The organism is Dietzia sp. CQ4 (genome assembly GCF_014145125.1).
Classification (GTDB): domain Bacteria; phylum Actinomycetota; class Actinomycetes; order Mycobacteriales; family Mycobacteriaceae; genus Dietzia; species Dietzia natronolimnaea.
Map to the genome: position 1 here is coordinate 1 of NZ_JAALDZ010000134.1, position 20,456 is coordinate 20,456.

Sequence of the window (20,456 nt, forward strand, 5' to 3'; positions counted from 1 at the left end):
CGACGGGCTGTTCCACTTCGGCGACGTGATCGAGATGCGCGACACCGCCGGCGACACCGTCGCCAGGGGGATCGCCCAGTACGACTCGATCGAGGTGCGCTCCCGGCTGGCCGAACGCGCGTCCGGCACCGGCACCACGGGCCAGGGTCGTCCTCTCGTGCACGCCGACGACCTGGTGGCGCTGTGATGATGGCGCTGTGATGATGGCGCTGGGATGATGGCGCTGGGATGATTGCGCTGTGATGAGGGCGCTGTGGTGATCCTGTGGCGCGCTGACGACGCTCCGGCTCTCTAGAGGTCGATCCTGCCCTCGGTATGGACCGGGGTGACCGTGCCCTCGGCGAGGTTGTACAGCGCCCCGACGATCGCGGTGCGTCCCCGGGAGATCGCGCGGTCCACCGCCGAGGACTTCTCGCGGATCGCCGTGACCGCCTGGCGCACGTTCTCGATCACCACGTCCTCGTATCCGGCCGCGGGGTCCCGCCGGGCCTCGAACACGGCCGGGGCGATCCGCTCCACCACGTCGCGCAAATATCCCGACGGGGTGGTGTGCGTGTCGACGGCGTTGATCGCCGCGCCCACGGCGCCGCACGAGGTGTGCCCGAGCACCAGCGTCAGCGGGATGCCCAGCACGTCCACACCGAACTCGATCGAGCCCAGTACCGACGGGTCCACGATGTGGCCGGCGTTGCGGATGACGAACAGGTCGCCGAGGCCCTGGTCGAAGACGACCTCGGCGGGCACCCGCGAGTCGGCGCAGCCGAAGACCATCCCGAAGGGGTGCTGCTGGCCGGTGAGTTCGGCGCGGCGTGCGGGGTCCTGGTGGGCGTGCAGGCCCGCACCGTCGACGTAGCGGCGGTTTCCGTCGAGTAGCCGCTGCAGAGCGGCGTCGGGGGTCAGGTCTGTGCTCATCCCTGCAGTCTGCCGCTCTGCTCGCGCAGTTCGCCTACAGGGCCCGGTCGACGAGGGCCAACACCTCGATGCAGTCGCCGTCGACCGTCAGCGTGGCTTCGGCGTGCGCCCGGGTGTGGCCGCGGTTGACCACGGCCACGGGGGTGCCGGTGGTCACCGCGCGCCGCACGAACCGGTATCCCGACCGGACGGTGAGGGAGGACCCCACGACGACGACGAGGTCGGACCCGTCGACCAGGGCGTTGGCCTCCGCCACCCGGTGCGCCGGGACGTTCTCCCCGAAGTAGACGATGTCGGGCTTGAGCACGCCCGAGCAGCGGCGGCAGTCCACCATGCGGAAGTCCGCGGTGTCGTCGAGGACCGCATCGGCGTCCGGGGCGACCTCGATGGCACCGCGAGTGGCGACCCGCTCCGCGAAGCCGGGGTTGAGACGGTCGAGATCCTCGTGCAGAGCCCATCTGCTCTGGCGCAGGCCACAGTCGAGACAGGTGACCACGGCGTAGCTGCCGTGCAGGTCCACGAGCCGGCGACTGCCGGCCTTGAGGTGGAGCAGGTCCACGTTCTGGGTGATGACGCCGCTGACCAGGCCCCGGCGTTCCCAGTCGGCCACCAGCGCGTGGGCCGCGTTGGGCCGCGCGGCCTCCATGTGTCGCCAACCCAGGTGGTTGCGGGCCCAGTAGTGGCGGCGGTACCCGGGGTCCCCGACGAACTCCTGGAAGGTCATGGGGGTCCGGGCGGGGGAGTCCGGTCCGCGGTAGTCGGGGATCCCGGAGGGGGTGGAGATCCCCGCCCCGGTGAGGATCGTCGCCCTCCGGCCCCGCATGAGGTCCGCCAACGCCGTGGCCCGCGCCGGCAGATCCCGGTCCGGGTCGGTGCGCGCGGCGGGAGTCCAGGCGGTGTCCCGGATCCTCATCCCGGGACGCCTCCCGGACCCGTCGGGTCGTGGGCGCACACCACCCGCAGGTCCCCGACGCGGCGCCCGGCCAGTACCGCGAGGCGCTCGTGGGTCAACTCGACGGCCGACGGGACCAGCGACAGGGCACGTTCGGCGACAGCGATCGCCCTCGGGTAGCCGACCGACGGGTCGATCTGACCGCGCAGGTAGAACGCGTCCCCGGCGTGCAGGACGTCGACCTCGCCGGGGTCCCGCGGATCGCCGGGGACCAGGACGCCGGCGTGCCCCACGGTGTGGCCCGGCAGATCGACCAGGGCCATCCCCTCGAGCACGTGGTCCAGGGGATGCACACGGAAGCCCTCCCACCGGTCGGTCCCGTAGGTGTACTCGGTGAACGCCGGGCCGTGCGCCCACTGGGCGCGGCGGTAGCGACGCCGCTCGATCCAGCGCGGGGTGCGCACCGCCCACGTCAGGGCCTCGGAGGCCACGTGTACTTCCGCCCCGGGGAAGTCGGCGAGCCCGCCGATGTGGTCGAAATCCATGTGGGTGAGCACGATGTGGCGCACCTCGCGGGGGTCGAACCCCATGGCCTCGATGCGCCGGTAGGCGGTCTCGGACGGGTCGAGTCGGGGGCGCATCGCGTGTCGTGAGGGACCCAGCCGGGCGGCGGGGTCGGCGATGTCGTGGAGCCCGATGCCGGTGTCCACCAGCACCAGACCCTCCGGGGCCTCCACCAGCAGTACGCGGGTCGGGACCCGTCCGGCGAACGTCCCGCAGTTCATCTGGTGGATCCGCATGTCGGCCACGGTACCGTGGCCGCGTGAGTCGAGACGGCGTGCTGGACCCGCGTCCGCTGGTTCGCGTCGCGGTGGACCCCGGCCTCGTCGCGTCGTCCGGGGCGTGGCCGTATTCGGTACCCGCGGTGGCCGATCTCGTGCGGGACGGGCTGGAGCTCGACGACCTCACCGTCCTGGTGGGGGAGAACGGGTCCGGCAAGTCCACGATCGTCGAGGCCGTGGCCATGGCGTTCGGCCTGAACGCCGAGGGCGGGTCCACCGGGGCCCGGAACTCCACGTGGGCGTCGGAGTCCCCGTTGCACGAGGCGCTGCGGTTGGTGCGCGGGGGCGGGGCGCCGCGGTGGGGCTACTTCGTGCGGGCCGAGACCATGCACGGGTTGTTCACCTACCTGCAGTCGTCGGGGCCGGGTCAGGACTTCCACGCGCGCAGTCACGGCGAGGCGTTCTGGGACCTGGTGGACTCCTCCCGGTTCTCCGGCGGCGGGTTGTTCGTGTTGGACGAGCCCGAGGCGGGACTGTCCTTCGACGCCCAGCTCCGCCTGGTCGCGCAGTTGCTCGAGCTGGCCGACCGACGGGGGGCACAGGTGCTCATGGCCACCCACTCCCCGATCCTGGCCTCCGTGCCGGGGGCCGCGGTGTACGAGCTGTCGGAGGACGGGATGCACCGCAGTCGCTGGGAGGACCTGGCGATGGTGGACCACCACCGCCGGTATCTCGCGGCCCCGGAGCGGTATCTGCGTCATCTGTTGGAGTGACCCGGCACACTGGACCCATGACCAACTCCGCGTCCCGTCCCGCCCGTACCGCCGGGGAGGCCCGGCCCGTCCACCCCGAGTACCCCTCGTACGCCCCGCCGTCCACCTCGACCGCCGCCAACGCCGGGCCGCTGCCGGCACCCGAGCCCGGGTTCACGCCCGACATCATCGTGGTGGGCCACGGCCTGGCGGGGCTGGTCGCCACCTACGAGGCGAGCCGAGCGGGCAAGAAGGTCCTCGTGGTGGACCAGGAGAACGAGAAGAACCTGGGCGGACAGGCCTACTGGTCGCTCGGTGGCCTGTTCATGGTGGACACCCCCGAGCAGCGGCGCATCGGCATCCACGACTCGCTGGACCTGGCGTGGCGAGACTGGCTCGGTTCGGCGGCCTTCGACCGGCCCGAGGACCACTGGCCCCGGCGGTGGGCGCGGGCGTACGTGGAGTTCGCGGCAGGGGAGAAGCGCACGTACCTGAACGAGCTGGGGCTCAAGATCATCCCCACCGTCGGCTGGGCGGAGCGCGGTGGCGGGGACGTGGGAGGCCACGGCAACTCCGTCCCGCGATTCCACGTGACCTGGGGTACCGGGCCCGAGGTGGTGCGCGTCTTCGAGGAGCCGGTCCGCACGGCCGCCGCCGAGGGGCGGGTGCGATTCGCGGTGCGCCACCGCGTCGACGAGATCGTCGTCGAGGACGGGCGGGCCGTGGGCGTCCGCGGCGCCACCCTCGTCCCGTGCGATCTGGACCGGGGCGTGTCCTCCCCCCGCGAGGAGACGGGGACCTTCGAGTTCCGGGGCGGCGCGGTGCTCGTGTCCTCGGGCGGGATCGGCGGCAACCCGGACCTCGTGCGCCGGTACTGGCCGTCGGACCGCCTGGGCGACGCGCCCGGAGACCTCATCCTGGGGGTCCCGGAGCACGTCGACGGCCGCATGCTCGAGATCTCGGGCACGGCCGGGGCGAACCTCATCAACCGCGACCGGATGTGGCACTACACCGAGGGGGTCGCCAACTTCGCCCCCATCTGGCCCTCGCACGCCATCCGCATCATCCCGGGCCCGTCGACGCTGTGGCTGGACGCCACGGGCGCGCGGATGCCGGTGCCGCTGTTCCCGGGCTTCCACACCACCGCGTCCGTCGAGGCCATCCGCCGGACCGGGTACGACCACTCCTGGTTCATCCTGGACTCGGCCATCGCGGAGAAGGAGTTCGTGCTCTCGGGCTCCGAACAGAACCCGGAGATGACCGACAAGGTGGTCAAGAAGTTCCTGTCCCGCGCCAAGAAGGGGCTGCCGCCCTCGGTGGGCGAGTTCGCCGAGAAGGGCGTGGACTGGGTGGTGGCCGATTCCCTGGAGGAGCTGGTGACGGGGATGAACGAGTTGGTCCGCGAAGGAGAGCCCGAGCTCGAGGTGGAGAAGGTACGCGAGTTCGTCCTGGCCATGGACGGACAGATGGACAACCCCTTCGCCAAGGACGCGCAGGTGCAGGCCATCCACAACTCGCGTCGGGTGCTCACCGACAAGCTCACCCGCATCGCCAAGCCGCACAAGCTCCTCGCGGACTCTGGCGTCGGCTCGGGGTCCGCCGCCGGCTCCGGTGGCCCGCTGATCGCGGTCAAGGTGCACCTCATGACCCGCAAGACGCTGGGTGGGATCGAGACCACCCTGGACTCCCAGTGCCTGCGGCCCGACGGTGAACCCTTCCCCGGCCTGTACGCGGCCGGGGAGGTCGCCGGGTTCGGCGGCGGAGGGGTCCACGGGTACAACTCGCTCGAGGGCACCTTCCTCGGTGGCTGCATCTTCTCGGGGATGAAGGCGGGCCGGGCGATGGCGCGCGAGGTCTGACCGGGGTGGGCCGCGCGTGGTCTGACCGAGGTCGGCACCGTGGCTGAGGTGGCCTCCTCCGCGACCCGGATCGGGATCGCCGGGGCGGCGGTCGTCGGTGTGGCCTTCGGTATGGCGCGGTACGTCTACGGACTGACGCTTCCGGACATCCGACAGGAGCTCGGGGTCTCGGAACTGGTGCTGGGGCTCATCGCCAGCGCCACGTTCACCGGTTTCCTCACCGGTCTGGTCCTCGCGGGTCCGCTGGCGGCGCGTCGCGGTGCGCGTGCGCCCACCACGGTCGGCGGGGTCTGTGGCGCATTGGGTGCGGTGATCGTGGTGGTCGCGCAGTCGCCCGGGCTCCTCGCGGCGGGAGCGGTGTTGTGTGGCAGTGCGGGCGGCTGGGTATGGGCGCCGTACTCCGACATCGTGACCCGGACGGTGGCCCCACGCCTGCAGTCCAGGGCCCTGGCGATGATCACCACCGGCACCGGCGCCGGGCTTATCGCGCTGGGTGGGGTGGCGGTGCTCGCCACCCACACGACGTGGCGTCTGGTGTGGGCCGGCGTCGCGGTGGCAGCCGTGCTCGCGGCGGTCCTCAACCTCCTCCTCGTGCCGCGCACCGACCCGACCGGACGCCCACGCGGCCAGCGGAATGTCGCCGCGCCGGCCAGGGCCCTCCCGGTCCCCGCCGGCTACTCGGTCGTCTACTTCGCCGTCGTCGTCATCTACTTCACCTACGCCGCGGACGTCCTCGGCGGCACCGACCTGCCCGCACTCGCGGTTCCGGTCCTCTACGTCCTGATCGGCGCCAGCGGCCTGGTGGCGCTGGCCACCGGCGCCATGGCGGGGCGGTGGGGCAGCACCCGGGTCGCCGCGATGTGCCTGATGACCGTGGCCCTGGCGTTGGTGTTGCTGGGCGCGGCCGGTGATTCCCTCCTCGCCACCGTGGTCTCGGCGTGCGTCTTCGGTGTGGGGTACATGACCGGTTCGGCGGTGCTGGCGGTGTGGACCGCCGAGCGGGTGCCGGACCGCGCGGGAGCGGCGTTCACCGCATGCCTGGTCGTGGGCGCCGTGAGCTCCGTCGTCGCACCGGCGATCGCGGGCACCGTGATCCCGACAGTCGGGCTCGGGACGCTGCTCCTGATCAGTGCCGCGGTCTCCCTGGGCAGTGGGGTGGGGCTGGTGCTGCTCGGCGGAAGCCGCAGGAACGCCACCGCTCCCGTGGCCTGAGAACAGCGGCCCCGACGCCGCTGTGTCCCCGAATCCACCGTGCGGCACGGGCTCGTGCGCGAGGGTGGCAGGCATGCAGAGCGCGGGCGACGTCATGGGCCTCCTCGATCCGTCACGTGTGTCGCCGGGGATCGAGCGGATCGGGGACTCGTCGTTCTACGCGGTCCGGTCCTGGGACCTCATGGTGGAGGCGACGGCCCGGGTCGAGGACTTCTCCTCCAACCTCACCGCGACGATGGTGGTGGCGCCGGACGGGGAAGTCACCGGATTCCCCGTCGCCGAACTCGGGTCCCCCGTGCACGTGCTGGCCACCGCGGACGGTGAGATCCACCGGGCCCACCGGACGCTGGTCATGCCGTCGATCACCCCGCGCAAGCTCCGAGCCTGGAGACCGGTCATCGACACCCGACTGCGCGAACTGTGGGCGGAGGGCCACCGGGACGGTGGCATCGACTGGGTCAAGGACATCGCCGAACGCCTCCCGGCCTCGGTCGTCGCCACCCTCATGGGTCTGCCCCGACAGGACGTCGACAGGCTGTGCCGCTGGGCGTTCGCCAGCACTCGGATGCTGGACGGGATGGTCTCGGCCGACGAGCTCGACGACTCGGTCCGATCGGTCGGGGAACTGATCGAGTACCTCTCCGGCGCGCTCGCAGAAGCGCGGGCCACGCGACCGGCCTCGGTGCTCGGAGACCTCGCCCGACTGGTCGACGACGCAGACATGACGCACGAGGTCGCGGTGCAGGTCCTGGTCCAGCTGGTGGCGGCGGGGATCGAGTCGACGGTCGGGCACCTGGGGTCGCTGGTCTGGCGACTGGGGCAGCACCCGGAGTGGGTGGATCCACTCCGGTCGGACCCCGCCGCGCGTCCGCTCTTCATCGAGGAGACCCTCAGACTGGAGGCACCGTTCCGGGGGCACTATCGCCACGTCACCAGGGACACCGAACTCGGTGGGGTCGATCTCGCCGCCGGTACCCACCTGTTCCTGCTCTGGGGTAGCGCCAACCGTGACGACCGACAGTTCAGCCGACCGGGTCGGTTCATGCCGGACCGGGGGGAGGGCTCGCACCTGTCGTTCGGGCGTGGGATCCACTTCTGCGTGGGCGCGGCGCTCGCGCGGATGGAGTCGCTCGCCGCTCTGGACTTCCTCCTGGGCCTCGACCCGGTCCCCGAGATCGATTCCTCCCACGCCGAGTGTGCTGGTCCGACGACTCCGGACGCTCAGTCTCCGGGTGTGAGACGGCTCAGGGTGTGAGACTGCGGCGCCGATCGCCCCACCCCGACAGGGCCGCGTCCACGTCCGCACGGCACGGCGGTGGTGCTGCGCCGAGGGACGAGCTCATCCGAGGGGCGGCGGCGGGCATCGGGTAGCCGCCCGCGTCGACGAAGGCCCCCCGTTGTACCGCGTGGTCGTGGAGCGTGGCCTCGCGGAGCGAGAGCACCGGTGTGACGCACGCGTCCAGCTCGTCGAAGTCCTCGGCCCAGGCGTCGCGGTCACGCATGGCGAACCGTTGACCGAAGGTCTCGGACAGAGCGTCCCAGTTGGTGGTGTCCCAGCGATCCGGCAGGATGGCGGGATCCAGCCCGAGACCGCGTACGAGGCGGTCGTAGAACACGTCCTCGAGCGCCCCCACCGCGAGGTATCCGCCGTCGGCGCACTCGTAGGCCCGGTAGAACGGCGCCGACCCGTCGAGCAGGTTGGTGCCCCGCCGGGTGGACCACCGGCCGGCGTGCTGCCATGAGCGGACCAGAGCGGTCAGGGAACTCGCGCCGTCCGCCATCGCCGCATCCACCACCTGGCCGCGGCCGGTCCGCTGCCTCTCGTGCAGGGCGGCCAGGATCCCCACCAGCAGGAACATCGACCCACCGCCGAAGTTGCCGACGAGGTTCAGTGGCGGCGACGGCGGTCCGGAAACCGGTCCGAGCTGCCCCAGGGCGCCGGACAGTGCGAGGTAGTTGATGTCGTGTCCGGCCTCGCGGGCCAGCGGTCCCTCCTGGCCCCAACCGCTCATGCGGCCGTAGATCAATCCCGGGTTCTCCTGCTGCCACACGTCGGGGCCGAGACCGAGCTTCTCCATCGTGCCGGGACGGGATCCCTCCATCAGTACGTCGGCGCGGCCCACCAGGTCGCGCACCCGGCGCAGCCCGTCCGGGTCGGTCAGGTCGACCGCGACCTCGGTCCCGCCCCGGAGCATCCCCGAGTTCGCCTCGTCGTTGCCGTCGTCGGCACCCACCGGGACGGGTCGCATCACGCGGATCACGTCGGCGCCGAGGTCCGCCAGCATGAGCCCCGCGTGCAGAAGCGGCCCGATGGCCTCCATCTCGACCACCCGGAGGCCGTCCAGCGGTCCGCCGTGCGGGTCCCGGGCCGCCTCGTCCCGCACGCTCACCGTCCGGTGGTGAGGGCCGGGGACGATCCGGCGTGGACCGGCTCGGTGTGGAAGTCCGCCGGGTCGACCGCGTTGGTCATGGCCCAGTAGTCGTTGATGCGCCAGGGGAGCACCGACACGACGCGACCATCCGGGTTGCGGTACCAGTTCTCCATCGCCGGATGGGTCCACACCATCTGCGCGTGCTGCCGATCGACGGCCTCGTTGTATCGATCGTTGACCTCACTCCGGCACTCCAGCGTGCCGAGGTTCTGCGACCGCATCAGCTCCACGGCGTCCATGATGTACCTGACCTGGCACTCCAGGATCGTGATGAAGCTCCCCCCGTGGCCGAGGCCCGTGTTGGGCCCGGTCATGATGAAGAAGTTGGGGAAATCGGGGACCGTGATCCCCAGGTAGGCGCGCGCGTCGTGTTCTCCCCAGATCTCCCGGGTGGAGCGGCCCGATCGACCCACGATGTCCATCGGGTGCAGGATCCGCACACTGTGGAAGCCGGTCGCCATGACGATGATGTCAAGCTCGTGCTCGACGCCGTCGGAGTCGGTAAGACCCGAGGGGGTGACCGCCCGGACCCCGCGGGGGACCAGGGTGACCTGGGGCTTACGCAGCATCGCGAACCACCCGTTGTCCAGCAACATCCGCTTGCCGAAGGGGGGATAGTCCGGCAGCGACGCCTCGATGAGGTCGTCGCGGTCGCCCAGTAGATCGCGGAGATAGCGTTCGTAGAACTTGCGGTGACCGTGGTTGGTCGCGTTGATCGAGGCGCTCGGCTCCGGCCACTCGGGGTCCACCTGGAGGGTCGGGTACACCTTGTCGTTGAAGATCCACGAGAGCCTGGCGCGGTACCACTCCCGGTACCCGGGGACGTGGTCCATCAGCCAGTGCACGTCCTCGTGGATGGGCGCGAAGTAGTCGTCGTTGGGGGCGATCCACTGGGGCGAGCGTTGGAAGACCGTCAGGGATCCGACACGGTCAACGATGGCCGGCCCGATCTGCATGGCACTGGCGCCCGCCCCGACGATGCCCACCCTCTTGCCCCGGAGGGCGTCAGGATCGTCCAGCTCACTCGGCCACTCGGCGGAATGGAAGAGGCGACCCCCGAAGCTCTCCAGGCCCGGGAGGTCCGGGACCTTGGGGCGGTTGAGCAGGCCGACGGCGCTGATCAGGATCGGTGCCCGGAGGACCTCCGACCCGCCGTCGGGCCGCCGGACCGTCACCCTCCAGGACTGCCCGGGTTCATCGAACTCCGCGCGCGTCACCTCGTGGCGGAAGCGGACGTGCCGCCGGATGTCGTTCGCCTCGGCGAAGTCCTCGAGGTAGCCCTGGACCTCATCGCGCTTACCGAAGTGCGTGGACCAGTTGTGGTGGAACGAGGAGATCGAATAGAGGTGGCTGGGGGTGTCCACCCCGGCGCCGGGATAGCGGTTCTCCCACCAGGAACCCCCGACGTCCTCGTTCTTCTCCAGGATCACGTGGGGGATCCCGGCCCGGGTGAACTCCACGGAGGCGAGCATCCCCGCGATGCCGGCACCGATCACGATGGCGTGGAGACGCTCGTCGGGTTCGGCGGCGGCCGGCGCGATCGGCGGCCCGTTGACGATCTCCGCCATCATCGGCGCGAAGTCCGGCGGCACGGTCTCACCGCAGGTGAAGTTGAGCAACCGTTCGACGTCCGGGCCGTCCATCTCCCGTCGGGAGGGCTCATCCGACTCCCACCAGCGCTCGACCGCGTCGACCAGCGCCTCCCGGATCTCTTCCTGGACCTCGTCCGGAAGACCGCCGGTCGAGTTGTCGTCCATGCCCCGGCTGCGGGTGGGCTGGTAGCGGGGGGCCATCCACCGCTCGTCGGCCGTCAACTCGAGCAGGACGGCGAGCATGGTCGGGACGTTGCCCCGGCGTACCGCCGAGCGGAGTCGGCGACGATCCGAATCAGTGACTGTGGTCATACTCCGCAGACTAACAGCAGTTAGTCAGACGGCCAAGGGTTCGGAGAACTCCTCTGGACAAGTTGGGAACACTCTCGTCTGCTTCGGGGTTGACCGCGTTCGCCCGCGATGCAAGTATGAGCCAGATCATACTAACGGCGGTAAGTAGTGCGGGAGAGCGAGAAATCATGGAACAGCCGGTACGTGTCGAGTCGAGTGTCACCGATCCGCGCCAGCCCTCGGGGACCGGTGGCGCCCCGGGCCACCGCCTGACCTCGGTTCAGTCCGCTCCCCTGGGACGGGCGACCCTGGGTGACCAGCTCCGCCGTCATGCGCAGAGCCGGGCAGGCAAAGCCGCGATCGTCTCCTACGCACCCGGTGGCGGTCGGACCGTGACCACCTACGGTGAGCTCGACCGGGGCGCCAACCGGGCCGCCCACATGCTCCTCGGGCTCGGTGTGGCCCGCGGCGACCGGGTCGCGGTGATGGCGCGCAACCGTGTGGAGTCGGTCATCGCCTACTACGGAATTCTCAAGATCGGCGCCGCCTACTCCGGGATCAACGTGTTGTTGGGCACGGGCGAGGTGGCGCAACAGCTCGCCCACCTCGAGCCCGCCGCGGTGGTCGTGGCCGCGGAGTTCCTCCCGGTGGTCCGTGCGGCGCTCGGTGAGTCGGAGAACCGGCCCGAGATCGTCGTCCTCGACTGCACGGGACCCGACGGTACGGAGTCCGTGAGCACGGACGAGACGGGCTGCCACGACTTCGACCGCCACCTCGGGTCCTCCCCGGACACGGAGCCCGAGTGTGACATCGACGAGCTCGACCTCGCGATGATCGTCTACACGAGCGGGACCGAGGCGGCACCGAAGGGGGTCATGTTGCCGCACCGCAACTACCTGATCTCCACCGCACCCGCGTACACGTGGGGACTGCGCTGCCTGGACGACGACGTCTGGTTGTTCGTCATGCCGTTCCACACCATCGCCGGGATCGGGTCCCTGACCTCCCTCATCCTCCTGGGCGCGACCCTCGTCCTGCCGGCCAGCCTCGCGCCCGCCGACGTGTTGACCATGATCAGGACAGAGCAGATCACGGTCCTGGCCCAGACGCCGACGTTCTTCATCTCCCTGGCGGACCATCCGGGCTTCGGGCCCGATGCGGTGGGGACCATCCAGCGGTGTCTGACCTACGGGGGACAGGTCTCCCCGCGGACGGTGGACGCATGGCACCGCGCCGCCCCGTCGTCGATCTGGGGAACCTACTGGGGGCAGTCGGAACTGACCCAGTTGGGGTCGGTCGGCTGGTTCAAGCAACTCGAGGACGTTCCCGGGCAGGACCCCACCTGGATCGGTAAACCGGTCGGCCATCTGGAGGTCAGGGTGGTCGACGCCGACGGGAACGAGGCGGAGAGCGGGGAGCTCCTGTGTCGCACCCCGTCGGTGATGGCGGGGTACTACAAGGATCCCGAGAAGACCGCCGCGGTCCTCGACGGCGGCTGGCTCCACACCGGTGACATCGTCCGACGCGACGCCGAGGGCAACATGTTCTTCCTCGACCGCAACAAGGACATGATCAAGACGGGGGGATACAACGTGTCCTCCCAGGAGGTCGAGCGGGTCCTGCAGGCCCATCCCGGGGTGGCGCGCGCCGCCGTCGTCGGTCTCCCGGACGAGTACTGGTCCGAGGCCGTCACCGGCTTCGTCATCGCGGTCGACGGCAGCGACGTGTCGGGTCCGGAGTTGCGAGAGCACTGCAAGACGGTGCTCGCAGGCTATAAGGTCCCCAAGGTGATCACGATCGTGGACGAACTCCCCACGGACCCACAGGGCAAACTGCTCAAGAGAGAGCTACGCCGCCTGCACGCAAAGGACTGAGACGCTGAACACCGAGCCCAGCAGACGCGATTCGATACTGGCCGCGGCGGCCGAGTACTTCGCCGAGCAGGGCTACCACTCGGCGGGGATGCGCGGCATCGCCGATTCGGTGGGGATCAAGGGTGCCAGCCTCTACAACCACTTCAGCTCCAAAGAGGAGATCCTCTACGCGATCGCCCTCAAGATGACCCGGGTCCCGGTGGAGGAGCATCTGCTCGTCCTCGACGAAGCTGGCACGCCGGCCGAGCGGCTCACCTCGCTGGTCGATGTCCACCTCCGCCACCTGGCCGTGAACAGGGTGGAGCATCTGGTGAGCCTGCGGGAGCTCTCGGCGCTGACGGAGGACCACCGTGAGCGCGTGGTCGAGTACCGGAAGTACTACCAGCGGCGGGTGCGCGACGTGATCGCCGCGGGCATCCGCGCCGGCGAGTTCGGTGTCGACGATCCGCTGCGTGCGGCCGTCGCCGTCCTGGACCTCATGAACGGTGTGAGTTGGTGGCTGCGGGACGACTACGACATCGATGCGCTGGTCTCCACCTACGTGGACTACATCGTCAACGGCATCCTCGGGCCCCGGCGCGGGGTCCGGGGCGGCGCGGCGGAGGCGGCCCGATAGCGCTCTCGCACGCCGCGCCCGCGCAGACGGACCGGCCCCCTCCGCCACGGGCGAGAGGGGGCCGGTCCGGTCTGTATCGCTGATCAGAGCGCTCGTCGCAGCAGCGGAACCAGCGCGTCCGCGTTCGCGATCGGGTTCGGGTTGGTCCCGCACCAGATGTCCTTGAAGGTGTACGCCGCCAGGCTGGGGAGATCATCCTCGGACAGCCCGACCTCGCCCAGCGACCGCGGCATGCCGAGTCGCCGGATGAGCGAGTCGGCGAGCTCGTGCGCGGGCGTCTGCGGTTCGCCGAAGGCGACGCTGATCAGGGCCTGGCGATGCTCGTTGACCTCTCGGTTGTACTCCAGGGCGAAGGGCGCCATGACGCACGAGGTGTACCCGTGCGGGACCTTGAACGACCCGCCGAGCGCGTGCCCGACCGCGTGGCTGATGCCCATGTCGAGGCCCGCCACGATCGCGACCATCGAGGACCAGGCCCCGACCTGGCACATCCGCCGGGCCTCCAGGTCGCCCGCGTCCTCCTTCACACGGACGAGTCCTTCCGAGAGCAGGCGGATGGCGTTCATCGCCATCCCGTCGTAGTACCCGTTCGACTCGAGTGATCCCAGGGTCTCGAAGGCGTGGTCCAGGGCGCGCACCCCGGTCGAGAGCCACAGCCATTCCGGCGTGTGCCGCGTGAGCGCGGGATCGAGGATGACGGCCCGCGGGGTCATCGCCGGGTGGACGTAGCCCTCCTTGACGTTGGTCTTCTCGTCCGTCGATCCCGCCAGGGCGTTGAACTCGCCGCCGGCGAGGGTGGTGGGCGCCACGACCACGGGGATGCTCGGAGCCGAGAAGCTCGGGGCGGTCACCGAGGTGTCCGGATTGACCTGGAGGTGGTAGCCGTCCATATCGGACGCCTCGCGGATCCCGTGCTCCAGCGTGACCGCGAGGATCTTGGTCAGGTCCGTCGCCGACCCGCCGCCGACGCACAGCAGCATGTCCGGGTCCGCCTCGGCCGCGACCAGGGTCGCCGCGATGACGTCCTCGCGGGGAACGTGGGGCCGGACCGCGTCGAACAGGCCGACGAAGCGCTCGCCCAGCGCCTCGATCACCCGCTGGATCTCGTCGGTCTGGGAGTTCAGGGTCCCACTGCAGACCACGAAGACACGGCTCGCGCCGAGCAACTCCGCTTCCTGCGCCGCGGCCTCCGCGACCGGGGTCCCGATGTGGACTCTCTCCATGGAGGACAGAGAGATGAGTGATGACTGCACGGCGTTACCGTCCTTCGTTGTGGTCCTCGACCCGTGGCGTCGTCAGGAGCGTTCCGGCACTCCTGAGATGACGTCGGGGTTCGAGTGGGAATCGGGCGCAGCGCGGTCAGTGACGTTCCGCCCGTGGCTAACAGTCGTTATCCTACATCAGGATTGTGGCGTGGGCCACAGTTGGCGGTGATCTGTCTCCGGCAGTGCGAGGCACGGGATGCACTGCGCCGATGGCGGCGGTGTCGCCAGGACTTTTGCGGGAGTGGTCGCGGTCGGAGGGTGGGGGCCATCGCAGCGACATCGCCGTGGGGGAGTCGTTCCCCGGCGTCGATTCCCGCCTCGGCCTGTGCCTAACGGCGGATCGTCTATTGGTGGGGGTATGACGGGTTCAGAGACCTCCGTCCGGAATCGTGGGTCTACAGTCTGTGGTCGTGACTGGTGGTGACAGGCGGGTGTGGCCGTCCGGGGTGCGGCGGTTGTCCGGGTGGGTGGTGTTGAGCCCGGTCCGGGTCGTGGCGATGAGTTTCGCCGCGGCGATAGCGGTGGGAACCGCGTTGTTGCTCCTCCCCGGAGCCGTCGAGCCCGGTGGCGGCACCGGGGTGACGGAGGCGCTGTTCACGGCGACCTCGGCGATGTGCCTGACCGGGTTGATCGTCGTGGACACCCCTGTGCACTGGTCAGGGTTCGGGCAGGTGGTCATCCTCGCCCTGATCCAGGTCGGAGGCCTGGGAATCATGACCATGGCGTCGATGGTCGGACTGATGTTGGCCGATCAGATCGGCCTCAAGGCCCGGATGAACACCGCAGCCGAAGCGCGGGCCTCCGAACTCGGCGACGTCCGCGACGTCGTCGTCGGTGTGATCCGGTTGAGCATCCTGATCGAGCTCGTCACCGCGGCCGCGCTGACCGTCCGTTTCGCCCTGGGCTACGACGAACCGGTGCTGCGGGCGCTGTGGCTCGGGGTGTTCCACGCCATCTCGGCGTTCAACAACGCCGGGTTCGCCCTCTACAGCGACAACATGATCGGGTTCGCCACCGATCCGTGGATCTGCGTTCCGCTGATGATCGCGGTCATCCTGGGCGGCCTCGGGTTCCCGGTCCTGTTCGAGGTGGGCCGCCGGCTGCGGCGGACCACGCCGAGGAGCCGGTCACGGGCGGGGTGGACCCTGCACACACGACTGACCGTCTCGGTCACGGCGGTGCTGTTGGCTCTCGGCTTCGGCGCGGTCCTCGCGTTGGAGTGGGCCCGCACCCTCCAGGACTACGGTGCGGCGCAGAAGGTCCTGGTGGCGGCGTTCCAGGGCGTGATGCCCCGGACGGCCGGGTTCAACAGCGTCGACTACGCGGACCTGGACGACGCGACGCTGCTCGTCACCGATGTGTTGATGTTCATCGGCGGGGGCAGCGGCGGGACCGCCGGCGGGATCAAGGTGACGACCTTCGCCCTGTTGCTGTTCATCATCATCGCCGAGGTCCGTGGTGAGCGGTCGGTGACCATTCTCGATCGTCGCGTGGACACCCGGGTGCAGCGCCAGGCACTCGCGGTGGCGTTGATCGGGATCGGGCTCGTCATGACCTCGACCATCGTGCTGCTGGCCGGGACTCCCTTCGGTCTCAACGAGCTGCTGTTCGAGGTCACCTCGGCGTTCGCCACGGTGGGGTTGTCCACGGGGATCACCGCCGAGCTTCCCCACTGGGGCCAGTGGATACTGATACTGCTGATGTACCTGGGTCGAATCGGCCCGATCACCATGGTCAGTGCTCTGGCCGCGCGACAGCGTGGCCGTCGGTACGACCTCCCCGCAGAGAGGCCCCTCATTGGCTAGACGACGAGCCCCCGATGCTGTCGTGGTCCTGGGACTGGGCCGGTTCGGCAAGTCCCTGGCCCTGGAACTGATGGCGCAGGGCGCCGAGGTCCTGGGCGTGGACTCCAGCGACGCCGTGGTGCAGAAGATCTCCCACCGTCTGACCCACGCGGTGGTGGCGGACACCACCGACGACGAATCACTGCGCCAGTTGTCGGTCCACCAGTTTGACCGCGCGGTCGTGGGAATGGGCTCGGATCTCGAGGCCAGCCTGCTCACCGCGTCGGTTCTCATCAACCTGGGCGTGCCCAACATCTGGGCCAAGGCCACCAGCAACTCCCACGCCAAGATCCTGACCCAGATCGGCGTCCACCATGTCGTGCGACCCGAGCACGACATGGGTAAACGGGTGGCTCACCTGGTGCGGGGCCGGATGATCGACTACATCGAGTTCGACGACGGCTTCGCCATGGTCAAGACCTCCGCCCCCACCTTCGCTCTCGGCCAGCCGCTCGGACAGAGCAGCATCCGCACCGACTTCGGCGTCACCGTGGTCGCCATCAAACGGCCGGGGGAGGGGTTCACCTACGCCACCGCCGAGACGGTTCTCACCGCGGGCGACACGATCATCGTCTCCGGCCGGGTACGCGACACCGAACGGTTCGCCGAGCTGTCCTGACCACGGTTCCGTCGCCGGGGTGGACCGCGGACCCGAGCCACGCCGATGCGCGGCCCCGTGTCAGGCAGCGCTACTCGTCCGGGACGAGGTGTCGTCGCACCTGTCTCCGTCCCCGGATCACCCCGAGTTCGTAGGTGGCCAGCACGATCAGCCACACCGCGGTGAAGGGGATGACGAACCAGAGCATCGCGGTGCTGAACGGCTCCAGGGCGTCGTGGTCGGACGCCTGGAGCACCACGTAGGCGATGTAGGCCGCGTAGAACCCGGCGAAGAGGAGCCCCTCCCAGCGCTTGATCGCCATGCCGGTGAAGGCGATGGGCAACAGGGCCAGCGCCACCGCCACCATGATCGGCAGGTCGAAGCGGATGGCGCCCGCCGCGACCTCGATGGGCGTGATGAGCGAGGTGATCCCGAGAACGGCACCGATGTTGAACATATTGCTGCCGACGATGTTGCCGACGGCGAGGTCGCGCTCCCCCCGGAACGCGGCCACGAGGCTGGTCGCGAGTTCGGGGAGTGACGTGCCGATCGCCACCACCGTGAGGCCGATGACCAGATCGCTCATGCCCCAGGCCGCCGCCAGATCGCTCGCCGCGGTGACCAAGAGTCTCGCGCCCACGACCAGCATGAGCACACCCAGCGCCACCATCGCGCTGCTCTTGAGCACAGAGTGCGACGCCCCGTCCTCGGCCGGGTCCACGTCGACCGCGCCCGCTGCGCTCTCCGGCGTACCCGCGCCCGCTGCGCTCTGCTCGCCCGTCGCGCCCTCCGCGTGCTCCTCGGTCGGCTCGTCCTGCGCCGTGCTGGTCGGGTCGGCGGCGCGCCTTCGCGAGATGATGACGGTCGCCACCACGTAGGCCACCACCCCGGCGAACAGCAGCAGTCCGTCGAGGGAACTGATCACCCCGTCCAGTGCCACCACCAACAGCAGTACGGAGAACCCCACCATGATGGGGATGTCGACGCGGACGATGCGGGATTTCGCGAGCAGCGGGGCGATCAACGCCGTGAGACCCAGGATGAGCAGCACGTTCGCGATGTTGCTGCCCACCACGTTTCCGACCGCCAGGCCCGGGTGGCCGCTGAGGGCGGCGTCGACACTCACCGCCAGTTCCGGTGTCGAGGTGGCAAAGGCGACGACGGTCAACCCCACCACCAGCGGCGAGATCCCCAGGCTGACGGCCAGCCTGCCGGCCCCCCGGACGAGTGACTCCCCGCCCGCGACGAGGAGGACGAACCCGACCGCGAGGGCGGCCACCGTCAGGGCGCTCATGCGAGCTCCCGGGTGTCGGAGGTGGCGAACCCGGGCCCGAGGCGCCGTGGCGGAGACGCTGAGAAGTCCATGGCCGCGATTATCCCGTGTCGACGGCTCGTCCGCTGCTGCACACTCGTCGGGTCAGCCGGCGGTGGCCACCGCCAGCGGGAGGACGGCCGGGGCCCCGGCGGACCGCAGATGCCTGGCGGACTCCGTGGCCGTCCAGCCCGTCCCGAACAGATCGGTGACCAGCAGGACGGGCCCGGTGGGGTCGATCTCCGGGCCGGTCAGCGTGCCCCACAGCTGGGCGACCCGGTAGGCCGAGTTCTGGGCGGTCACCGCGGGGAGCGCGGCGTCTCGGGTGAGTTCCCCGAGGTGGTCCATCCGGCCCATCTGCGCGAGCGCGCGGGCCAGACTCCCCACGAGGAGCGGTCGCTCGCCCGTGAGCAGGGCCACCACGCCGGTGGGGCGTTCCTCCCACCCCCAGTCGCGCAGAACCGGAACGCAGGCACGGACCACCCAGTCGGGCGCCTCCTGGTCGGGCCCGGCGAGCAGCCCGCGAAGCTTCTGGCCCAGGCCGAGGTCGGTCAGTCGGGCCAACGCGCGGCCCTCGGCGGGGCCGTCGGAGATCTTGCCCTTCAGCGGCACGTCCAGCCGCGCGAGCCCGGTGGGCCACTGGCGTCGCGGAGGTAGGACCACGCCCGGGCGCTCCAGAGCCTCGCGTGCCCGGGTCAGCGCACCGTCGTCGACTGAGGTCGACCTGCGATCGCCGGTGCAGTTGTCGCATCGTCCGCATCCGCCGGAGGTCGGGTCGAGAGTGGGGTCGTCGAGTTGCGTGCGCAGGAACTCCATCCGGCAGGAGCCGGTCCGCTCGTACGCGATCATCGCCTCCTGCTCCGACCGCCGGGCCTCGGCCAGCCCGGCGTAGCGCTGGGCGTCGTAGTGCCACTGTCGTCCTGTGGAGATCCACCCGCCCCGCACGCGCTGGACCGCGCCGTCCACGTCGAGCACCTTGAGCACCATCTCCAGCCGGGTCCGGCCCAGATCGACCGCGGGTTCGAGGGCCTGGGTCGACTGCGGCCGGTCGGGTTCCAGGGCGTCGAGCACCCGGCGGACCACGTCCTCGGGGGGAAAGGCCAGAGACGCGAAGTGGTTCCAGATGGCCCGGTCCTCGGGGCCGGGCAGCAGGACCACCTCGGCCCGGTCGGCCGCACGACCGGCGCGACCGATCTGCTGGTAGTAGGAGATGGGCGACGGCGGGGCTCCGAGGTGGACGACGAAGCCCAGGTCGGGCTTGTCGAATCCCATGCCCAGCGCGGAGGTGGCGACCAGCGCCTTGACCTCGTTGTCCAACAGCGCGCGCTCGAGCTCCTCGCGCTCGCCCGCGTCGGTGCGGCCGGTGTAGGCGCTCACCCGGTGCCCGGCGGAGGTGAGCAACTCGGCCATGTCCTCCGCCGCCGCGACGGTCAGGCTGTAGACGATCCCGCTGCCCGGCAGGGACTCCAGGTTCTCCACCAACCACGCCGCGCGACGCTCCGAGTCGTCGATCGCCACGACCGACAGCCGCAGCGACTCCCTGTCCAACCCACCCCGCAGGACGAGGGTGTCGGACGCCGCGGGGTCACCCTCCTCCGAGTCCGCGCGATCCGGCCCACCCGGCCGTTCGCCCACACCGAGCTGCTGCGCCACGTCGCGCACCACCCGGTCGTTGGCCGTGGCGGTGGTGGCCAACACCGGTACGCCCTCGGGCAGATCGGCCAGCAGCGTGCGGATCCGGCGGTAGTCGGGCCGGAAATCGTGCCCCCAGTCCGAGACGCAGTGGGCCTCGTCGACCACCACCAGTCCGGCGTCCGCGGCCAGCGCGGGCAGCACGGTGTCGCGGAAGTCAGGGTTGTTGAGCCGCTCCGGGCTGACCAGTAGAACGTCCACCTCGCCGGCGCGGACCGAGGCGCGCACGTCGTCCCACTCGGTCATGTTGGCCGAATTGATGGTGGCCGCCCGTACCCCGGCCCGCGCGGCCGCCTCGACCTGGTTCCGCATGAGCGCCAGCAGCGGCGAGACGATCACCGTGGGCCCCGAGCCGAGTTCCCGGAGCAGACGGGCGGCGATGAAGTACACGGCCGACTTGCCCCAGCCGGTGCGCTGCACGACGAGGGCCCGCCGGCGGTCGGCCACGAGCGCCTCGATCGCGGTCCACTGGTCCTCCCGCAGCGCCGCCCCCGGCCCGGCGAGCGCGCCCAACAGTTCGTCGGCGCGCGA

At 70.3% G+C, this 20,456-nt stretch carries 16 protein-coding genes and 1 pseudogene; 9 read left to right on the forward strand and 8 right to left on the reverse strand.

What is annotated here, in order from left to right; genetic code table 11:
- Positions 1-187, forward strand: a pseudogene (locus G6031_RS08545) (glutamate 5-kinase); the annotation flags it as partial.
- A 104-nt stretch (positions 188-291) separates the two neighbouring features.
- Here G6031_RS08545 and G6031_RS08550 read toward each other — a convergent pair.
- The 3 genes from G6031_RS08550 to G6031_RS08560 are packed head-to-tail and all read right to left on the reverse strand — an operon-like array spanning position 292 to position 2,604.
- A complete protein-coding gene (locus G6031_RS08550; protein WP_182639378.1) occupies positions 292-912 on the reverse strand; it encodes a carbonic anhydrase in 621 nt (206 codons plus the stop codon).
- 34 nt (positions 913-946) lie between these two features.
- Entirely contained in the window at positions 947-1,825 is an 879-nt protein-coding gene (locus G6031_RS08555) for a Sir2 family NAD-dependent protein deacetylase (RefSeq protein WP_182639379.1), read from the reverse strand.
- Entirely contained in the window at positions 1,822-2,604 is a 783-nt protein-coding gene (locus tag G6031_RS08560) for an MBL fold metallo-hydrolase (protein WP_182653016.1), read from the reverse strand. The genes G6031_RS08555 and G6031_RS08560 overlap by 4 nt, the downstream gene beginning before the upstream one ends.
- A 23-nt stretch (positions 2,605-2,627) precedes the next feature.
- Here G6031_RS08560 and G6031_RS08565 point away from each other — a divergent pair, with 23 nt between their 5' ends.
- The 4 genes from G6031_RS08565 (at position 2,628) to G6031_RS08580 (ending at position 7,664) form a co-directional block, all read left to right on the forward strand.
- Complete coding sequence (locus tag G6031_RS08565) at positions 2,628-3,359, forward strand: AAA family ATPase (protein ID WP_259846721.1); 732 nt, start codon at positions 2,628-2,630, stop codon at positions 3,357-3,359.
- A 17-nt stretch (positions 3,360-3,376) separates the two neighbouring features.
- Positions 3,377-5,197: an FAD-binding dehydrogenase gene (locus G6031_RS08570; RefSeq protein WP_182653017.1), complete on the forward strand. Its 1,821-nt coding sequence runs from the start codon at positions 3,377-3,379 to the stop codon at positions 5,195-5,197.
- 39 nt (positions 5,198-5,236) lie between these two features.
- Entirely contained in the window at positions 5,237-6,409 is a 1,173-nt protein-coding gene (locus G6031_RS08575; protein ID WP_347237836.1) for an MFS transporter, read from the forward strand.
- 73 nt (positions 6,410-6,482) lie between these two features.
- Complete coding sequence (locus G6031_RS08580) at positions 6,483-7,664, forward strand: cytochrome P450 (protein WP_241737262.1); 1,182 nt, start codon at positions 6,483-6,485, stop codon at positions 7,662-7,664.
- On the opposite strand, the gene G6031_RS08585 is transcribed toward G6031_RS08580, so the two are convergent.
- Entirely contained in the window at positions 7,654-8,799 is a 1,146-nt protein-coding gene (locus tag G6031_RS08585; protein ID WP_347237837.1) for a CaiB/BaiF CoA-transferase family protein, read from the reverse strand. The genes G6031_RS08580 and G6031_RS08585 overlap by 11 nt on opposite strands.
- On the reverse strand, positions 8,796-10,745 hold the full coding sequence (locus tag G6031_RS08590; protein WP_182639385.1) for an NAD(P)/FAD-dependent oxidoreductase: 1,950 nt from the start codon (positions 10,743-10,745) through the stop codon (positions 8,796-8,798). The genes G6031_RS08585 and G6031_RS08590 overlap by 4 nt, the downstream gene beginning before the upstream one ends.
- Positions 10,746-10,912: 167 nt before the next feature.
- On the opposite strand from G6031_RS08590, the gene G6031_RS08595 reads away from it, so the two are divergent.
- Both G6031_RS08595 and G6031_RS08600 read left to right on the forward strand, forming a co-directional pair.
- Positions 10,913-12,598, forward strand: coding sequence for an AMP-binding protein (locus G6031_RS08595; RefSeq protein ID WP_241730984.1), 1,686 nt, complete (start codon positions 10,913-10,915; stop codon positions 12,596-12,598).
- A 4-nt stretch (positions 12,599-12,602) separates the two neighbouring features.
- Complete coding sequence (locus G6031_RS08600) at positions 12,603-13,214, forward strand: TetR/AcrR family transcriptional regulator (protein WP_182639391.1); 612 nt, start codon at positions 12,603-12,605, stop codon at positions 13,212-13,214.
- Positions 13,215-13,297: 83 nt separating this feature from the next.
- On the opposite strand, the gene G6031_RS08605 is transcribed toward G6031_RS08600, so the two are convergent.
- A complete protein-coding gene (locus G6031_RS08605; RefSeq protein WP_182639386.1) occupies positions 13,298-14,467 on the reverse strand; it encodes an iron-containing alcohol dehydrogenase in 1,170 nt (389 codons plus the stop codon).
- Between the two features lie 509 nt (positions 14,468-14,976).
- Between G6031_RS08605 and G6031_RS08610 the strand changes: the two genes are divergently transcribed.
- Together G6031_RS08610 and G6031_RS08615 are read left to right on the forward strand one after the other, a co-directional pair.
- A complete protein-coding gene (locus G6031_RS08610) occupies positions 14,977-16,284 on the forward strand; it encodes a potassium transporter TrkG (RefSeq protein WP_187700989.1) in 1,308 nt (435 codons plus the stop codon).
- Positions 16,277-16,942 (forward strand): TrkA family potassium uptake protein, encoded by a 666-nt coding sequence (locus G6031_RS08615; protein ID WP_182639387.1) that lies wholly within the window; start codon positions 16,277-16,279, stop codon positions 16,940-16,942. Before G6031_RS08610 ends, G6031_RS08615 begins: the two co-directional genes overlap by 8 nt.
- Before the next feature lie 70 nt (positions 16,943-17,012).
- On the opposite strand, the gene G6031_RS08620 is transcribed toward G6031_RS08615, so the two are convergent.
- Positions 17,013-18,215 carry a calcium/sodium antiporter gene (locus G6031_RS08620; RefSeq protein WP_182653018.1) on the reverse strand — a complete coding sequence of 401 codons (1,203 nt, stop codon included), beginning with the start codon at positions 18,213-18,215 and terminating at the stop codon, positions 17,013-17,015.
- A 123-nt stretch (positions 18,216-18,338) separates the two neighbouring features.
- Positions 18,339-20,456, reverse strand: a 2,118-nt coding sequence (locus G6031_RS08625) for a DEAD/DEAH box helicase (protein ID WP_182653019.1), incomplete at its 5' end; no start/stop codon positions are given.

What these genes read in the sequence shown, in the direction of transcription:
- G6031_RS08550 (WP_182639378.1), bottom strand. Translation starts at nt 912, where the DNA reads ATGAGCACAGACCTGACCCCCGACGCCGCTCTGCAGCGGCTACTCGAC.
- G6031_RS08555 (WP_182639379.1), bottom strand. Translation starts at nt 1,825, where the DNA reads ATGAGGATCCGGGACACCGCCTGGACTCCCGCCGCGCGCACCGACCCG.
- G6031_RS08560 (WP_182653016.1), bottom strand. Translation starts at nt 2,604, where the DNA reads ATGCGGATCCACCAGATGAACTGCGGGACGTTCGCCGGACGGGTCCCG.
- G6031_RS08570 (WP_182653017.1), top strand. Translation starts at nt 3,377, where the DNA reads ATGACCAACTCCGCGTCCCGTCCCGCCCGTACCGCCGGGGAGGCCCGG.
- G6031_RS08580 (WP_241737262.1), top strand. Translation starts at nt 6,483, where the DNA reads ATGCAGAGCGCGGGCGACGTCATGGGCCTCCTCGATCCGTCACGTGTG.
- G6031_RS08590 (WP_182639385.1), bottom strand. Translation starts at nt 10,745, where the DNA reads ATGACCACAGTCACTGATTCGGATCGTCGCCGACTCCGCTCGGCGGTA.
- G6031_RS08595 (WP_241730984.1), top strand. Translation starts at nt 10,913, where the DNA reads ATGGAACAGCCGGTACGTGTCGAGTCGAGTGTCACCGATCCGCGCCAG.
- G6031_RS08610 (WP_187700989.1), top strand. Translation starts at nt 14,977, where the DNA reads ATGAGTTTCGCCGCGGCGATAGCGGTGGGAACCGCGTTGTTGCTCCTC.
- G6031_RS08620 (WP_182653018.1), bottom strand. Translation starts at nt 18,215, where the DNA reads ATGAGCGCCCTGACGGTGGCCGCCCTCGCGGTCGGGTTCGTCCTCCTC.